We start from the raw sequence: 16,658 nt of genomic DNA, 5'->3' as shown, positions 1-16,658 counted from the left end.
CGCACCAAACCTGTGGGAGCGGCTTTAGCCGCGAAAGGGCCGGAACAGGCTTACGCGGAAGTCAGCTGCAACCCACGCCACTCAAAGGCAACCGGCGCCAGCACCTGATCAATCCGCGCCTCCTGCCACAACTGCGCCATTGTCTTGCCTACCCCCGGATGCACAAGCTCCGGCGCCAGCAGCGACAGTGGCCACAGCACAAAGGCGTTCTTCAGGATCTCGGCCCGAGGCAACACCAGCCCATCGAACGTGCCGTGCAAGTCGTCATACATCAGCACGTCGATATCCAGCGGCAGCCCCTTGCGGTCCGGGGCATAGCGGCCATTGTCGGCCTCGATGAACTTCAACCGGCGGTCCAGTTCGATCAACGGCAACGCAGTCTGCCCAGTCACCACGAAGTTGATGAACGGACCGCTCTTGATCCCCACCGCCTGGCTTTCGAACGCCGGCGAGCAGCGCATGTCGGTCAGGATGCCTGCCAATGCATCGAGCCCGGCGCACAAATGCACCTCGCGATCAATGTTGCTGCCAAGGCCCAGGTAAACCGTGCTCAGAGACATCCGCGCTCGATCTCCACGCCAACACCGCCACGGGCCGCCGGTACCGCACCCGGCTTGGTCAGCTTCAACCGCACCCACGGGATGTGGAATTCTTCCATCAGCGTCGCCACCAGGCGCTCGGCGAAAGTTTCAACCAACTCGAAACGCGCCTGTTCGGCAAACGCCTGGATACGGGCCGACACACTGGCATAATCCAGCGCCAGGTTCAGGTCGTCACCCGCCGCAGCCGGGCGGTTATCCCAGGCAAAGCTCAGGTCCAGGCGCAAGCACTGGCGAATATCCCGCTCCCAGTCATAGGCACCGATGACGGTATCGACTTCCAGGCCTTCGATGAACACTCTGTCCAAGCACTTCTCTCCACAGCACGACAAGGGCGACTGGCGCCGTTAGAATCAAGGCGTCCTCGCCCGGAATAGTTAGCATGTTTTGGTTACTGGCGTTGCTCGCCTACCTGCTCGGCTCGCTGTCCTTCGCCATCGTCCTCAGCCGCCTTACGGGCAGCCCGGACCCGCGTTCCAGCGGTTCAGGCAATGCCGGCGCCACCAATATGCTACGCCTGGCAGGCCGCAAACTGGCGATCCTGACCCTGCTTGGCGACCTGTGCAAGGGCCTGTTGCCGGTATTGCTCGCCCGCGGTGCCGGCCTGGACCTGCAAGCGCAGGCCTGGATTGGCGTGTGCGCAGTGCTGGGCCACCTGTTCCCGCTGTACTTCCGCTTCCAGGGCGGCAAGGGCGTGGCAACCGCCGCCGGCATGCTCATGGCCCTGTACTTCCCGGCCGCGCTGCTGGCCATCGGCGCCTGGCTGCTGACTTTCTACCTCACCCGCACCAGTTCGCTGGCGGCACTGATCGCCACACCACTGACCTTGCCGTTGCTGGCCTGGCGCGAGCCAGAGGCCCTGCTACCGATCACTGTGCTGACGGCGATGATCGTATGGCGCCACCGCAGCAACCTTCGCGACCTGTTCGCAGGCCGCGAACGGCACTTCTAACGCTTAAACCGGCGGCAACTGCTCCATCGGCCAGCGTGCCTGCACGCTGATTGCCAGGTCCTGCTTTTGCCCGGCCAACAACCGCTGGCAGCCGGCATAGGCGATCATCGCGCCGTTGTCGGTGCAGAACTGCGGGCGCGCGTAGTACACGTTGCCCTTGATGCTGCCGAGCATGTCCTCGAGGGACGCACGCAAGGCCTTGTTGGCGCTGACGCCACCAGCAATGACCAGGCGCTTGAGGCCTGCCTGCTTCAACGCCCGCTTGCACTTGATGGTCAAAGTCTCCACCACCGCCTGCTGGAATGCCAGGGACAGGTCGCAACGGGTTTGCTCACTGTCGTCACCGGCATCGCGGCACTGCTGCCAGGTGTTCAGGGCAAAGGTTTTCAGGCCGCTGAAGCTGAACTCCAGGCCCGGGCGGTCGGTCATCGGCCGCGGGAACACGAAGCGGCCAGGCACGCCGCGCTCGGCCAGGCGGGCGATTTCCGGGCCACCGGGGTAGTTCAGGCCGATCAGCTTGGCGGTCTTGTCGAACGCTTCGCCGGCGGCGTCGTCCAGGCTCTCGCCCAGCAGCTCGTACTGGCCGATGCCATCGACCCGCACCAGCTGGGTGTGACCACCGGAAACCAACAAAGCGACGAACGGAAACTCCGGTGGGTTTTCCTCCAGCATGGGTGCCAGCAGGTGGCCTTCCATGTGGTGTACGCCAATCGCCGGGATGTCCCAGGCAAAGGCCAGCGCCTGGGCACAGGAGGCCCCCACCAGCAGGGCACCGACCAGGCCAGGGCCCGCGGTGTAGGCGATGGCGTCGATCTCGGTGGCGACGCAGCCGGCCTCATCCAGCACCTGGCGGATGAGTGGCAGCATGCGCTTGACGTGGTCGCGCGAGGCAAGCTCAGGCACCACACCGCCGAACACGCGGTGCAGGTCGATCTGGCTGAACAGCGCGTCGGCCAACAAACCGCGTTCGCTGTCGTATAATGCGACGCCAGTTTCGTCGCAGGATGTTTCCAATCCCAGTACTAGCATGGGTTCGTCCCTTGTAGGGGCTGAATTCGAAGCCGCGCATGATAGTCCCCGTGTCGGATGCCGACCAGCGGTTTTCGATCAGAGGCTTTGCATTCCGGCTTGCTAAGGGTTAACATCCGCAACCCTTGAAAACCGACGTTCTCCAGCACACCTTTGTTTTGCCAGGAGCACGTCTACCCCGGTAATGAATTAAGGTAGCCCTGGATGCCAGCCGTCAAAGTTAAAGAGAACGAACCCTTCGACGTAGCTCTGCGTCGTTTCAAGCGCTCCTGCGAAAAAGCCGGTGTACTGGCTGAAGTTCGTAGCCGCGAGTTTTACGAGAAGCCGACCGCCGAGCGTAAGCGCAAAGCAGCTGCTGCTGTTAAGCGTCACGCCAAGAAAGTTCAGCGCGAACAGCGCCGCGCCGTTCGTCTGTACTAATACAGACGTTCTACGCAAAGCTTCTGCCCTGCCCGGCTAACCGCCGGGCGATGGCAGTGGTCGCTTCAAACTTGAGCAGCTAGCTCAAGGCCCTGCACAAGCTTCATGCGAACTGCACATGGGCAACCTGCCTGAAACGTCAGAGCTGGTCCTCCTTGTTGTATGACCAGACGTGCACGTCCGACTGACGAGCCCTCAGGGGCTGGCGACGAGCACACATTCCCTCGCACTTTCCCAAGCGGCACTCGCCCCATTCGGCGCGTGAGCGATTAGACTTGCCAGCTGCCAGATGACGAGACTGCCATGGCCGGGCTGATTCCCCAGAGTTTCATTGACGACCTTATCAACCGCCTCGACATCGTCGACGTGGTGAGTTCGCGCGTCCAGCTGAAAAAAACCGGCAAGAACTATTCCGCCTGCTGCCCGTTCCACAAGGAAAAAACCCCTTCCTTCACGGTCAGCCCCGACAAGCAGTTCTACTACTGCTTCGGCTGCGGCGCCGGCGGCAACGCCCTGGGCTTCGTAATGGACCACGACAACCTGGACTTCCCCCAGGCGGTCGAGGAGCTGGCCCGCGCCGCCGGCATGGAAGTACCCCGCGAGCAAGGTCGCCGCGACCACAAGCCGCGCCAGCCAACCGATTCGCCGCTGTACCCGCTGCTGGACGCCGCCTCGGAGTTCTACCGCCAGGCCCTGCGCAGCCACCCGACCCGCAAGGCAGCGGTGGATTACCTCAAGGGCCGCGGCCTGTCCGGGGAAATCGCCCGTGACTTCGGCCTGGGCTTCGCCCCGCCAGGCTGGGATAACCTGCTCAAGCACCTGGGTGCCGACACCCTGCAGCAGAAGGTGATGATCGATGCCGGCCTGTTGATCGAAAACGCCGAAAGCGGCAAGCGCTACGACCGTTTCCGCGACCGGGTGATGTTCCCGATCCGCGACAGCCGCGGACGCATCATCGCCTTTGGTGGCCGAGTGCTCGGCGACGACAAGCCCAAGTATCTGAACTCCCCGGAAACCCCGGTGTTCCACAAGGGCCAGGAACTCTACGGCCTGTACGAGGCACGCAAGCACAACCGCAACCTCGACGAAATCATCGTCGTCGAGGGCTACATGGACGTCATTGCCCTGGCCCAGCAGGGCCTGCGCAACGCCGTGGCCACCCTCGGCACCGCCACCAGCGAAGAGCACCTCAAGCGCCTGTTCCGCGTGGTACCCAGCGTGCTGTTCTGCTTCGACGGTGACCAGGCCGGGCGCAAGGCCGCCTGGCGCGCCCTGGAGTCGACCCTGTCGAACCTGCAGGACGGCCGCCGCGCGCGCTTCCTGTTCCTGCCCGAAGGCGAAGACCCGGACAGCCTGGTGCGCGCCGAAGGCACCGACGCCTTCATGGCCCGCATCAACCAGCACGCCCAGCCGCTGGCCGATTACTTCTTCGAGCAGCTAAGCGTCGAAGCCGACCCGCGCTCGCTGGAAGGCAAGGCGCACATGGCGACCCTTGCCGCACCGCTGATCGAAAAGATCCCCGGCGCCAACCTGCGCCAGCTGATGCGCAACCGCCTTAAGGAAATCACCGGCCTCGACCCGCAGCAGGTCGAGCAACTGGCGCAACACGCCCCGGCCACCAGCAGCGTGCCGGACTACGACCCTGGCTACGACTATGACGCCATGGCCAGCTATACCCCCGATTACGGCGACATGCCGCAGCACGACTTCGCCCCCGTTCATCAGGAACAGGAGTGGAAGCCGAACAAGGGCGCTGGCAAGAAGCAGTGGGGCGACAAACCCTGGGACAAGAACCGCAAGGGTGGCAAGCCATGGCAGCAGCGTGACGAAGCACCACCACGCGTACCGGCCCCGGTCGAGCCGCCCACCCTGGCCGCCCTGCGCACCTTGCTGCACCACCCTCTGCTGGCCGGCAAGGTGGAAGATGCCAGCCACTTCGCCGATGAAGAACACTTGTACAGCCAGCTGCTGGTGGCACTGATCGAAGCCGCGCAGAAAAATCCTGGGCTAAGCTCTATGCAGTTGATCGCACGCTGGCACGGCACCGAACAGGGGCGCCTGCTGCGGGCCTTGGCGGAAAAGGAATGGCTGATCGTGGCCGACAACCTTGAACAACAGTTTTTCGACACTATAACTAGCTTGTCCGCCCGCCAACGCGAGCGCAGCCTGGAACAACTGCTCAGGAAATCACGTCAAAGCGAATTGACCAGCGAGGAAAAAACCCAGCTCCTCGCCCTGCTGAGCCGGAATGTTCCCGCACAAACGCCGACCTCATCTGGCGCGTGAGGCCCATGCTCGGGTATAATCCTCGGCTTGTTTTTTGCCCGCCAAGACCTTCAGTGGATAGGGTGTTATGTCCGGAAAAGCGCAACAGCAGTCTCGTATCAAAGAGTTGATCACCCGCGGTCGTGAGCAGGGCTACCTGACTTACGCGGAGGTCAACGACCACCTGCCTGAGGATATTTCAGATCCGGAACAGGTGGAAGACATCATCCGCATGATCAACGACATGGGGATCAACGTATTCGAGAGTGCTCCGGATGCGGATGCCCTTCTGTTGGCGGAAGCCGACACCGACGAAGCCGCGGCCGAAGAAGCCGCTGCTGCGTTGGCGGCAGTTGAAACCGATATCGGCCGCACGACCGACCCGGTGCGCATGTACATGCGCGAAATGGGCACCGTCGAGCTGCTGACCCGCGAAGGCGAGATCGAAATCGCCAAGCGTATCGAGGAAGGCATCCGTGAAGTCATGGGCGCCATCGCTCACTTCCCGGGCACTGTCGACTACATTCTCAGCGAATATGACCGTGTCACCAGCGAAGGCGGCCGTCTGTCGGACGTTCTCAGCGGTTACATCGATCCTGACGACAATATCGCCGCGCCGACCGAAGAAGTGCCGATCCCGGGCACCAAGGCCGCCGCTGCGAAGGAAGAGTCCGACGACGACGAGGACGAATCCGAAAGCGGTGACGACGAGGAAGAGGCCGAGAGCGGCCCGGACCCGGAAGTCGCCCGTCAGCGTTTCGGCGCGGTCAACGACCAGCTTCAGGCCACCAACAAGGTTCTGAAGAAGAATGGTCGCACCCACCAGGAAAGCATCGACGCCCTGCAGGCCCTGGCCGATTTGTTCATGCCGATCAAGCTGGTACCGAAGCAGTTCGAGGTACTGGTAGAGCGTGTTCGTGACGCCCTGAACCGCCTGCGCCAGCAGGAACGCGCCATCATGCAGCTGTGCGTGCGTGATGCCCGCATGCCGCGTGCCGACTTCCTGCGCATGTTCCCGAGCAACGAAACCGACCAGACCTGGAGCGGTGACCTGGCCAAGCGCAACACCAAATGGGCTGCCGCCCTGGGTGAAAAGGACGCTGCCATCGTCGCTTGCCAGCAGAAGCTGATCGACCTTGAGACCGAAACCGGCCTGACCGTTGCCGAGATCAAGGAAATCAACCGTCGCATGTCGATCGGTGAAGCCAAGGCCCGCCGCGCCAAGAAAGAAATGGTCGAGGCGAACCTGCGTCTGGTGATCTCCATCGCCAAGAAGTACACCAACCGTGGCTTGCAATTCCTCGACCTGATCCAGGAAGGCAACATCGGCTTGATGAAAGCGGTGGACAAGTTCGAATACCGTCGCGGCTACAAGTTCTCGACCTATGCCACCTGGTGGATCCGCCAGGCGATCACCCGTTCGATCGCCGACCAGGCGCGCACCATCCGTATTCCGGTGCACATGATCGAGACGATCAACAAGCTCAACCGTATTTCCCGCCAGATGCTGCAGGAAATGGGTCGCGAACCGACCCCGGAAGAGCTGGGCGAGCGCATGGAAATGCCTGAGGACAAGATCCGTAAGGTACTGAAGATCGCCAAAGAGCCGATCTCCATGGAAACCCCGATCGGTGACGACGAAGATTCGCACCTGGGCGACTTCATCGAGGACTCGACCATGCAGTCCCCGATTGACGTGGCCACGGTCGAAAGCCTCAAGGAAGCCACTCGTGACGTGCTCTCGGGCCTGACCGCACGCGAAGCCAAGGTGCTGCGTATGCGCTTCGGTATCGACATGAACACCGACCACACCCTCGAAGAGGTGGGCAAGCAGTTCGACGTGACCCGCGAGCGGATCCGTCAGATCGAAGCGAAGGCGTTGCGCAAACTGCGCCACCCGACTCGCAGCGAGCATCTGCGCTCCTTCCTCGACGAGTGATGACAAAACCCCGGCCTAGGCCGGGGTTTTTCTTTTCCGGCCCTGCGCGATCCCTGTGGGAGCCGGCTTGCCGACGATGGGCTGCGCAGCAGCCCCATTTCCTCATTACCTCCCCCTTCCGACAGCCAGAACACAAAGCCCGTCCTTCCACCGCACACCTACAGCAATGCCCGTCTACACTCGACTTCATACCACTTGAATGTGAGGCCGCTATGCCGCTGATGCCGGCCATCCTGTTGCTGCTCCTGATTTTGTGGAACACAGCGGCCGGCGCCCTGACCCTGACAGACGAGGAGAAAGCCTGGTTGGCTGCCCACCCGCAGCTAAGCCTGGGTGTAGACGCCTCTTGGCCACCGTTCGAGTTTCGCGACCAGGAGGGCCGGTACCAGGGATTGGCCGCCGATTACATCGCCACGATCCAGCAACGCCTGGGCGTGACGCTCAAACCGGTCGAACCCAGCAGCTGGACCGAGGTACTGGCGCAAGCACGCGAAAGCCGCATCGACCTGCTGCCCGGCATCATGTCCACCCCCGAACGCCAAGGCTACCTGGCCTTCACCCGGCCGTACCTCGACTTCCCCATCGTAATCCTCGCCCATAAAGGCGGTGCACAGCCGCGCAACCTAGACGACCTTTACGGCCTGAAGATCGCCGTGGTCGAAAACTACGCCCCGCACGAACTGCTGCGCACCCACCACCCAGACCTCAACCTGGTGGCTCTACCTAACGTCAGCTCCACCCTGCAGGCCCTGGCCACCGACGAAGTGGACGCCGTGGTCGGTGACCTCGCTTCAAGCATCTGGAGCCTGCGCCAGCTCAAGCTCGACGGCCTCTACGTCAGCGGCGAAACGCCCTACCGCTACCAACTGGCCATGGCCGCCCCGCGCGACAAGAAAGTACTGGTCGGCATACTCGACAAAGTGATAGCCGACATGAGCAGCAGCGAAGTCAGCCAGATCCAGCAACGCTGGGTGGGCAATGTGGTCGACCAACGGATGTTCTGGTCGGACCTGCTGGTGTATGGCCTGCCCACGGTGCTGGTATTGATGGCCGTGCTGGCAGCGGTCATCCGCATCAACCGCCGGCTCAGTTCGGAAATTTCACGGCGCATCGCCCTGGAGCAGGAACTGCGCAGCAGCGAGTACCACTATCGCAGCCTGGTCGAGAGCCTGTCCGCCATAGCCTGGGAGGCCGACGCCAACGACTTCACCTACAGCTACGTCTCGCCCCACGCAGAAGGCTTGCTCGGCTACCCATTGGCCGACTGGCTCAAACCTGGCTTCTGGCGCAGCATCCTGCACCCGGAGGATGCCCTCTGGGCCCAGGCCTACTGCGACAGCGAGACTGCCGCCGGCCGCGACCACAGCCTCGACTACCGGGTGATCAGAGCCGATGGCCAGCCACTGTGGGTACGCAACATCGTCAGCATGATCGAGCATGGCCACCAGCCGGTGATGCGTGGCCTGATGATCGACATTAGCGAGACCAAGCGCACCGAGGACGCCCTGCGCCTGTCCGAACAGAAGTTCGCCTCGGTGTTCCAGCAGTGCCCCGACATCCTGCTGATCGCCCGCCACAGCGACGGCTGCCTGCTGGAGGTGAACGAGGCCTTCGAAGAGCAGATCGGCCTCACCCCGAACCAGGTAATTGGCCGCACCGCCACCGAACTCAACCTGTGGGGCGTCGAAGGCGACGGCCCGCGGCTGCTCGAACGCCTGCACCAAGGCGGTATCCGCAACCTGGAAATGAGCTTCCGCCGCAGCAACGGCCAACTCTTCACCGGCCTGACCTCGGCCGAAACCTTTGAACTCGACGGCAACCTCGCGTTCGTGGTGGCGGTACGCGATATCAGCCAGCTCAAGGAAACCCAGGAGCAGCTACAAACCTCGGAAGAGAAATTCGCCAAGGCCTTCCATGCCTCGCCCGATGGCCTGCTGCTGTCACGCCAGAGCGACGGTTTGCTGCTCGAAGTGAACGAAGGCTTCTGCCGCCTGACCGGCTATGACCTCAGCCCGACCATCGACCAGACCTCGCTGGACCTGGGCATCTGGGTCGACCTCAACGAGCGCAAGCGTCTGGTCCAACAGCTAAACCGCGACGGCTTCGTACGCGACTTCACGTGCCACCTGCGCCGCAGCGACGGGCAGATTCGCCTCTGCGAACTCTCTGCACGGCCGCTGCCGATTGCTGGCGACGACTGCATACTGACCATCGCCCGCGACATCACCGAGCGCCATCTGATGCAGGAAAAGCTGCAGCTGGCCGCCACCGTGTTCGAGAACACCGCCGAAGGCGTGCTGATCACCGACATCGACCAGCACATTAGTGCCGTAAACCGCGCCTTCAGCGAAATCACCGGTTACAGTGAGATCGAAGCCCTCGGCCAGACCCCACGCCTGCTCGCCTCCGGCCAGCACGACAGTGCGTTCTATGCCGCCATGTGGCACCAGCTGACCGATGAAGGCCATTGGCAAGGCGAGATCTACAACAAGCGCAAGAACGGCGAACTGTACCCCGGCTGGCTGACCATCAGCGCCGTGCGCAACAGCGAGCGCGAGATTACCCACTTCGTCGCTGTGTTCGCCGACATCTCCAGCCTCAAGCACGCCCAGGCCAAGCTTGACTACCAGGCCCACCACGATCCACTGACCGGCCTGCCCAACCGTGCCCTGTTCGAGAACCGCCTGCAGGCCGCGCTCACCTGCGCGCAGGTCTCCAACCGCAAGGGCGCGGTGCTGTTCCTTGACCTCGACCGTTTCAAGCACATCAACGACAGCCTCGGCCACCCAGTCGGCGATCTGCTGCTCAAGGGCATCGCCCAACGCTTGAAGGAGCAGGTGCGTGATGTCGACACCGTGGCCCGCCTGGGTGGCGATGAGTTCATCATCCTGCTGCCCGGCCTGCACAAACCCAGTGACGCCAGCGCCATCGCCAACAAGCTGCTGACCTGCTTCAACGCGCCGTTCCAGGCTGGCGAGCATGAGTTCTTCACAAGCGCCAGCATCGGCATCAGCCTTTATCCACAGGACGGCACCGACGTTGCCACACTGATTCGCAACGCCGACGCCGCCATGTACCGCTCCAAGGCCAAGGGCCGTAACCGCGTCGAAGCCTACACCCTCGACCTCACCGCCCAGGCCAGCGAACGCATCGCCCTGGAGCACGAACTGCGCCGCGCCATCGAACGCAACGAACTGAGCCTGTGCTTCCAGCCCAAGCTCAGCCTCAAGACACAGAGCCTGGTCGGTGCCGAAGCGCTGATACGCTGGAGCCACCCGACCTTTGGTGAAGTGCCGCCAGAGCACTTCATTCACCTGGCGGAAGAGAACGGCACCATCCTCCAGATCGGTGACTGGGTACTGGAGCAGGCCTGCCGGCAGATGCAGGCGTGGAAGATGCACTACGAACCCTTCGGCCCGTTGTCGATAAACCTCGCCGGCGCCCAGCTGCGCCATCCCCATCTTGCCAGGCGCATCGAACAGTTGCTGAAGCACTACCAGCTCACAGCCGGTGACCTGCAGCTGGAAATCACCGAAAACTTCATCATGAGCCAGGCAGAGGAAGCCTTGGCCGTGTTGTACCAGCTGAAGAAACTGGGCGTGCAACTGGCCATCGACGATTTCGGCACCGGTTATTCATCGCTGAGCTACCTCAAGCGCCTCCCGCTGGACATTCTCAAGATCGACAAGTCGTTCATCCGCGGGCTGCCCGACGACCCTCATGACGCCGCCATCGCCCGCGCCATCATCGCCTTGGGCCGCAGCATGCAGCTGACCATCATTGCCGAGGGCGTGGAAAACCAGGCCCAGCAACGGTTCCTGGCGGCGGAAGGCTGTGAGCAGATCCAGGGCTACATCGTCAGCCTGCCCCTGCCCCCGGACGAGTTCGCGGCGACGTTTCTTCGCATAGCACTATCGGATCTTTCAGATGGCACAGGTGCGAAACCCTCGTTATAATCCGGCCACTTACTGAGGGCCTATAGCTCAGTCGGTTAGAGCAGAGGACTCATAATCCTTTGGTCCACGGTTCGAGTCCGTGTGGGCCCACCAGATAATCAAAGGCTTACGTTGCAGAACGTAGGCCTTTGTCTTTTCGGGGACTGCAGTCATGTTCTCCTGACTAGGGCAACTCCTCTTGCTGGGCTATCCAGCTGTGTATGTACTGAAGAACCCGTGTCGCACCTTCGGCAGTTTCCACCAGCTCTATCGGCCGCTCACCACTGAGGAACTGATTGGGCTGCTCCATCCACTTGAACGCTGCCGCCCTGCTTCCGCGTACAGGGATGGCCAAATCCAGAATTTCCTGCAGCAGTTCAGGTTGCCCATACCAGGACTCCGGCTTGATGGTTGGTTTCCTCCCTGGAATCACTCTCGGTAGCTGACAGGCCGCAAGCTCGCCTGAATTGATGTGCTCTCGCTTCCAGTGCGCAAACTTGATCAGGTCGGTATTCGCCGAGCGGTTTTGCCCGGACGTCGGCACAACCACGCCAATCTGCACATCTGTGTGAGCACGAATCATCTGAAGTGCAGGAGCGATGTCAGTATCGTTGGTAACGATGACGGCATGGTCAACCTGCCCCGTGATCGAATCATGATAAGCCTGGAGGGCCAGATTCACGTCGCTCTGTTTCTCCTCCACCTTCCAGGCCTGGATTTCCTGGCACTCACGCGGAGCCTTGTCCGGATCTTCAGGGTCGACGATCTTCACCTTCATTTTATTGACGGCGTAATAACCTTCGATGAGCTCTATTCGACCGTCATGCAGCTTTCGCAAAGCGGTGTGGTAGCGAGCTTGTGACGATACCGAATCGCCGGCACGGGCGACCGATTCAATGATCTTTGCCGTGAAATATTTGATCGAGGGGGATTCCAGGAGCCGCGATGCCCTGATCTGGCCATGGCTGTCCGTGACCAGTATGGAAGGCTAGATGTGCTTTTCAAAGAGAGGCAACAGGTCGAGCCATTTGTACGGTGTGCCGCGCAAGCAGCCGTAGTAGAAGTTGTAGCCGTCGATATAGATACGAGTGCGCAGAGGCTCAGAATCAAGCTTTCTCTGCATTTTTTGCACTCCAGAAACGAAAAAACCGGCTTAAGCCGGCTTTTTCCCCCTCCAACCAGATGGTCATGCCACGCCGGTCGTGAGGGTTAGTTGTTGTCGGCAGTATTGCGCAATGAGGGAGCTGATGCAAGGTGGTAGGCTGGCATCCTCGTCCTCCGAAACACAACGTTCGTGAGAGGGCCATTCTCTGCTCAGGCATGGCTATCTAAACAGCTATAAATCGTTAGATTTTGTGAGCTCCTATTCCACCCTAGACCGCACCTCGACCTGCCGGACCAATCGAGCAGTTCTGTCATTGCGCCCGATGCTTACATGCCGGCGCAGCAGCTGTAGGAGCGGCCTTGTGTCGCGAAGCGGCCCCGGGATTGCAGCACTGATGCAAAGCATGGACAACTGTCTACCCTTGCCCTGCTTACCGCAGGCTAGCTAGGCTAGCGGGTCAACCGTAGAGACTCGCCATGTCGGATTCCCGCTCCATCACGCTGGATGAAATCGATCGCCAGCTGATCGCCCTGTTGCAGATAAACGCCCGCGAAAGCGTAGCCACCCTCGCCCGCCAGCTGGGCATCGCTCGTACTACCGTCAACTCGCGTCTGGAGCGGCTGGAGAAGAACAAGGTCATCTCCGGCTATGGCGTGCGCCTGGGCCAGCGGGTGATGGGTGGTGGGCTGCAGGCATATGTGGGGATCAAGGTGCAGCCGCGCTCGGGCAAGGAGGTGGTGCGGCGCCTGAGTGCCATGGGCCAGGTGCAACAGCTGTGCGCAGTGAGCGGCGAGTTCGATTATGTGGCCTGGCTGCGTACGGATTCGCCCGAGCAACTGGACCAGTTGCTCGACCAGATCGGCAGTGTCGACGGGGTGGAGAAGACCACCACGTCGATCATTCTCAGCAGCAAGGTGGACCGCGGGCAGCCGTTCTGAACCTGGCTGGCGGTCAGGCCTCCTGGCCGTCGAGCAGGCCTTCCAGAATCGCCGAAAGGCTTTCGGCGGAATGCTGCATCGACCAGACGATGTCACGGCTACGCTCGGGGGCGTGATGCTGGGCGTAGTCGGTGGCGATCTGATTGAGGCCACGGGCCAGCAGGCAGGCGTGGACCAAGGCGTCTGCAGCGTCGATGCCGGGGCGTATGGCGAATAATGGCGGATGGCTGGATTCGCAGTTGCAGAAGGTTTTTTCTGCGGTGGGTTTCAGTTTTTCGGGTTGGTCGGGTAAGCGGTTGGTCATGGTATAGCCTCCAAATCACAAGGGTGATCGGCGGCCAATCGCATCCTTCTCACGGGAATTGGGTGGCAGCCATGCACGAGGTGAGAACCGGCGAACTTGGAGGCGCGTCCCGGCCAGGCAAAGCCTGCCCGCGCACAGCTGCCATAGCAGTGCGCCTCCAGAACGGTCCGCGGGTTCTCACGCCCGATCGCCGAATTTCCGGCGACCCAGTGAAGTTAACGATGAAGCGATTCCCGCGATGCCAGACCAAGGCGATAGGGGGCGTAGGGTAATTCGTTATTTCCCGGCATGGGTGTAGGCACTGTCTGATCGACCGCATGGCAAGGGCAACACAGCCCCCCTGTGGGAGCGGGTTTACCCGCGAATGCGTCGGTAGATTGACTGCAGCATTCGCGGGTAAACCCGCTCCTACATAGACCAGTTCAACTCTCGATTACTCAATCGCGCTTTTCGTCATAATACCTATGAATACCTTCATTTCGACGACACAAGCTACATTCAGACAACAATCTGCACCTTAATAACGAACACCCCACTCCCTAAAATGGCCTCCAGGCATCTCCTATACTCAGGCTCCGCCCGCTGCGCAGCCTCTCTGGCAAGGTCACTTCATGAACAAGAAAAACCGCCACCCCGCCGATGGTAAAAAACCCGTCACCATCTTCGGCCCGGATTTCCCCTTCGCCTTCGACGACTGGCTGGAACATCCCGCAGGCCTGGGCAGCATCCCGGCCGAGCGCCATGGTGAGGAAGTGGCAATCGTGGGCGCCGGTATCGCCGGCCTGGTGGCGGCCTACGAGCTGATGAAGCTGGGCCTCAAGCCGGTGGTGTACGAAGCATCCAAGCTGGGTGGCCGGCTGCGCTCGCAAACCTTCAACGGCACCGACGGGATCATCGCCGAACTGGGTGGCATGCGCTTCCCGGTGTCGTCTACTGCCTTCTACCACTACGTGGACAAGCTGGGCCTGGAGACCAAACCGTTCCCCAACCCGCTGACCCCGGCCTCGGGCAGCACCGTGATCGACCTGGAAGGCCAGACCTACTACGCCGAAAAACCCACCGACCTGCCCAAGCTGTTCCACGAAGTGGCCGATGCCTGGGCCGACGCGCTGGAAAGCGGTGCCCGGTTCGCCGACATCCAGCAGGCCATCCGCGACCGGGACGTACCGCGCCTGAAAGAGCTGTGGAACAAGCTGGTACCGCTGTGGGACGACCGCACGTTCTACGACTTCGTCGCCACCTCGCGCTCGTTCGCCCAGCTGAGCTTCCAGCACCGCGAAGTGTTCGGCCAGGTCGGCTTCGGCACCGGCGGCTGGGACTCGGACTTCCCCAACTCGATGCTGGAAATCTTCCGCGTGGTGATGACCAACTGCGACGACCACCAACACCTGGTGGTCGGCGGTGTGGAGCAGGTACCGCAAGGTATCTGGCGCCATGTACCGGAGCGCTGCGTGCATTGGCCGGAAGGCACCAGCCTGAGCGGGCTGCATGGCGGCGCACCGCGTACCGGGGTCAAGCGCATCGCTCGCGCTGCCGATGGCCGCCTGGCGGTCACCGACAACTGGGGCGACACCCGTCACTACAGTGCCGTGCTCGCCACCTGCCAGACCTGGCTGCTGACCACCCAGATCGACTGCGAGGAATCGCTGTTCTCGCAGAAGATGTGGATGGCCCTGGACCGCACCCGCTACATGCAGTCGTCGAAGACCTTCGTCATGGTCGACCGGCCGTTCTGGAAGGACAAAGACCCGGAAACCGGCCGCGACCTGATGAGCATGACCCTCACCGATCGCCTCACCCGCGGCACTTACCTGTTCGACAACGGTAACGACAAGCCGGGGGTGATCTGCCTTTCGTACTCGTGGATGAGCGATGCGCTGAAGATGCTGCCGCACCCGGTGGAAAAACGCGTGCAACTGGCCCTGGACGCACTGAAGAAGATCTACCCGAAGACCGACATCGCCGGGCACATCATCGGCGACCCGATTACCGTTTCCTGGGAGGCCGACCCGCACTTCCTCGGCGCCTTCAAGGGCGCGCTGCCTGGGCACTACCGCTACAACCAGCGCATGTACGCGCACTTCATGCAGCAGGACATGCCTGCCGAACAGCGCGGCATGTTCATCGCCGGTGACGACGTGTCGTGGACGCCGGCCTGGGTGGAAGGCGCGGTACAGACATCGCTGAATGCGGTGTGGGGTATCATGAATCACTTCGGTGGCCGCACCCACCCGGACAACCCCGGCCCAGGCGACGTGTTCGACGAAATCGGCCCGATCGCCCTGCCGGACTGAGACAAGGAGGCAGCATGCGCATCGCTCTGTTCCAGGGCGCACCCAAGCCACTGGACGTGCCCGGCAACCTGCAACGGTTGCGCCACCAGGCGCAACTGGCGGCCGAACGCGGCGCCAGTTTGCTGGTGTGCCCGGAGATGTTCCTGACCGGCTACAACATCGGCCTGGCCCAGGTCGAGCGCCTGGCCGAGGCCGCCGATGGCCCGACGGCCATGGAGGTGGTGGAAATCGCCCAGGCGCACCGCATCGCCATCGTCTACGGGTATCCGGAGCGTGGCGATGATGGCGCGATCTACAACAGCGTGCAGTTGATCGATGGTCACGGCCGCAGCCTGAGCAACTATCGCAAGACCCACCTGTTCGGCGAGCTGGACCGCTCGATGTTCAGCGCAGGTGCCGATCACTTCCCGGTGGTGGAGCTGGATGGCTGGAAGGTCGGCCTGCTGATCTGCTACGACATCGAGTTCCCGGAGAATGCCCGGCGCCTGGCGCTGGACGGTGCCGAGCTGATCCTGGTGCCGACGGCGAACATGTCGCCGTACGACTTCATCTGCCAGGTGACCGTGAGGGCGCGGGCGCAGGAGAACCAGTGCTACCTGGTGTATGCCAACTACTGCGGCTCGGAAGGCGAGATCCAGTATTGCGGGCAGAGCAGCATCATCGGCCCGGATGGCAGCCTGCTGGCCATGGCCGGGCGGGACGAATGCCAGTTGCTGGCGGAGCTGGAGCATGAGCGGGTGGTGCAGGGGCGGGCGGCGTTTCCTTACCTGAGCGATCTGCGCCAGGAGCTGCACCTGCGTAAAGGCTGACAGGGGCCGCTGGGCGGCCCATTCGCGGGTAAACCCGCTCCCACAGGGTAAATCACAGGCCTGAAAGCT

The 16,658-nt window shown here is 62.0% G+C and carries 12 protein-coding genes, 1 tRNA gene and 1 pseudogene; 9 read left to right on the top strand and 5 right to left on the bottom strand.

Annotated features, from left to right (window positions below; genetic code table 11):
• Positions 1-50 precede the first annotated feature (50 nt).
• Positions 51-560 carry a 2-amino-4-hydroxy-6-hydroxymethyldihydropteridine diphosphokinase gene (folK, locus tag MJ643_RS04200; protein WP_024086155.1) on the bottom strand — a complete coding sequence of 170 codons (510 nt, stop codon included), beginning with the start codon at positions 558-560 and terminating at the stop codon, positions 51-53.
• Entirely contained in the window at positions 551-907 is a 357-nt protein-coding gene (gene folB / locus MJ643_RS04195) for a dihydroneopterin aldolase (RefSeq protein WP_004375185.1), read from the bottom strand. The genes folK and folB overlap by 10 nt, the downstream gene beginning before the upstream one ends.
• A gap of 74 nt (positions 908-981) precedes the next feature.
• Here folB and plsY point away from each other — a divergent pair, with 74 nt between their 5' ends.
• Positions 982-1,551 (top strand): glycerol-3-phosphate 1-O-acyltransferase PlsY, encoded by a 570-nt coding sequence (gene plsY, locus MJ643_RS04190; protein WP_004375186.1) that lies wholly within the window; start codon positions 982-984, stop codon positions 1,549-1,551.
• Positions 1,552-1,554: 3 nt separating this feature from the next.
• On the opposite strand, the gene tsaD is transcribed toward plsY, so the two are convergent.
• Positions 1,555-2,580, bottom strand: coding sequence for a tRNA (adenosine(37)-N6)-threonylcarbamoyltransferase complex transferase subunit TsaD (gene tsaD, locus MJ643_RS04185; RefSeq protein ID WP_023661234.1), 1,026 nt, complete (start codon positions 2,578-2,580; stop codon positions 1,555-1,557).
• Positions 2,581-2,784: 204 nt separating this feature from the next.
• Between tsaD and rpsU the strand changes: the two genes are divergently transcribed.
• From rpsU to MJ643_RS04160, 5 genes are all read left to right on the top strand, one after another.
• Positions 2,785-3,000, top strand: a complete 216-nt coding sequence (gene rpsU, locus MJ643_RS04180) for a 30S ribosomal protein S21 (RefSeq protein WP_003255575.1) — start codon at positions 2,785-2,787, stop codon at positions 2,998-3,000.
• Positions 3,001-3,303: 303 nt separating this feature from the next.
• Positions 3,304-5,286, top strand: coding sequence for a DNA primase (gene dnaG / locus MJ643_RS04175; RefSeq protein WP_013970579.1), 1,983 nt, complete (start codon positions 3,304-3,306; stop codon positions 5,284-5,286).
• A gap of 67 nt (positions 5,287-5,353) precedes the next feature.
• Positions 5,354-7,204, top strand: coding sequence for an RNA polymerase sigma factor RpoD (rpoD, locus tag MJ643_RS04170; RefSeq protein ID WP_013970578.1), 1,851 nt, complete (start codon positions 5,354-5,356; stop codon positions 7,202-7,204).
• 212 nt (positions 7,205-7,416) lie between these two features.
• Entirely contained in the window at positions 7,417-11,160 is a 3,744-nt protein-coding gene (locus MJ643_RS04165; RefSeq protein ID WP_013970577.1) for a bifunctional diguanylate cyclase/phosphodiesterase, read from the top strand.
• A gap of 16 nt (positions 11,161-11,176) precedes the next feature.
• Positions 11,177-11,253, top strand: a tRNA-Ile gene (locus MJ643_RS04160).
• 70 nt (positions 11,254-11,323) lie between these two features.
• On the opposite strand, the pseudogene nicB reads toward MJ643_RS04160, so the two are convergent.
• Positions 11,324-12,262: pseudogene (gene nicB, locus MJ643_RS04155) on the bottom strand (6-hydroxy-3-succinoylpyridine 3-monooxygenase).
• Between the two features lie 458 nt (positions 12,263-12,720).
• On the opposite strand from nicB, the gene MJ643_RS04150 reads away from it, so the two are divergent.
• Positions 12,721-13,182 (top strand): Lrp/AsnC family transcriptional regulator, encoded by a 462-nt coding sequence (locus MJ643_RS04150; protein ID WP_013970574.1) that lies wholly within the window; start codon positions 12,721-12,723, stop codon positions 13,180-13,182.
• A gap of 13 nt (positions 13,183-13,195) precedes the next feature.
• On the opposite strand, the gene MJ643_RS04145 is transcribed toward MJ643_RS04150, so the two are convergent.
• A complete protein-coding gene (locus MJ643_RS04145; RefSeq protein ID WP_023661772.1) occupies positions 13,196-13,486 on the bottom strand; it encodes a hypothetical protein in 291 nt (96 codons plus the stop codon).
• A gap of 611 nt (positions 13,487-14,097) precedes the next feature.
• Here MJ643_RS04145 and MJ643_RS04140 point away from each other — a divergent pair.
• Complete coding sequence (locus MJ643_RS04140; protein WP_208209404.1) at positions 14,098-15,780, top strand: NAD(P)/FAD-dependent oxidoreductase; 1,683 nt, start codon at positions 14,098-14,100, stop codon at positions 15,778-15,780.
• Between the two features lie 14 nt (positions 15,781-15,794).
• A complete protein-coding gene (locus MJ643_RS04135; RefSeq protein ID WP_208209403.1) occupies positions 15,795-16,589 on the top strand; it encodes a carbon-nitrogen hydrolase family protein in 795 nt (264 codons plus the stop codon).
• Positions 16,590-16,658 lie beyond the last annotated feature (69 nt).

It is taken from the genome of Pseudomonas sp. PNPG3 (assembly GCF_023093815.1).
GTDB classification, from domain to species: domain Bacteria; phylum Pseudomonadota; class Gammaproteobacteria; order Pseudomonadales; family Pseudomonadaceae; genus Aquipseudomonas; species Aquipseudomonas asiatica.
The sequence above is the reverse complement of the archived record's forward strand: the minus strand, read 5'-3'. Positions and strand labels throughout refer to the sequence as shown.

What these genes read in the sequence shown, in the direction of transcription:
- tsaD (WP_023661234.1), bottom strand. Translation starts at nt 2,580, where the DNA reads ATGCTAGTACTGGGATTGGAAACATCCTGCGACGAAACTGGCGTCGCA.
- MJ643_RS04150 (WP_013970574.1), top strand. Translation starts at nt 12,721, where the DNA reads ATGTCGGATTCCCGCTCCATCACGCTGGATGAAATCGATCGCCAGCTG.
- MJ643_RS04140 (WP_208209404.1), top strand. Translation starts at nt 14,098, where the DNA reads ATGAACAAGAAAAACCGCCACCCCGCCGATGGTAAAAAACCCGTCACC.
- rpsU (WP_003255575.1), top strand. Translation starts at nt 2,785, where the DNA reads ATGCCAGCCGTCAAAGTTAAAGAGAACGAACCCTTCGACGTAGCTCTG.
- MJ643_RS04135 (WP_208209403.1), top strand. Translation starts at nt 15,795, where the DNA reads ATGCGCATCGCTCTGTTCCAGGGCGCACCCAAGCCACTGGACGTGCCC.
- dnaG (WP_013970579.1), top strand. Translation starts at nt 3,304, where the DNA reads ATGGCCGGGCTGATTCCCCAGAGTTTCATTGACGACCTTATCAACCGC.
- MJ643_RS04165 (WP_013970577.1), top strand. Translation starts at nt 7,417, where the DNA reads ATGCCGCTGATGCCGGCCATCCTGTTGCTGCTCCTGATTTTGTGGAAC.
- MJ643_RS04145 (WP_023661772.1), bottom strand. Translation starts at nt 13,486, where the DNA reads ATGACCAACCGCTTACCCGACCAACCCGAAAAACTGAAACCCACCGCA.
- folK (WP_024086155.1), bottom strand. Translation starts at nt 560, where the DNA reads ATGTCTCTGAGCACGGTTTACCTGGGCCTTGGCAGCAACATTGATCGC.
- rpoD (WP_013970578.1), top strand. Translation starts at nt 5,354, where the DNA reads ATGTCCGGAAAAGCGCAACAGCAGTCTCGTATCAAAGAGTTGATCACC.
- plsY (WP_004375186.1), top strand. Translation starts at nt 982, where the DNA reads ATGTTTTGGTTACTGGCGTTGCTCGCCTACCTGCTCGGCTCGCTGTCC.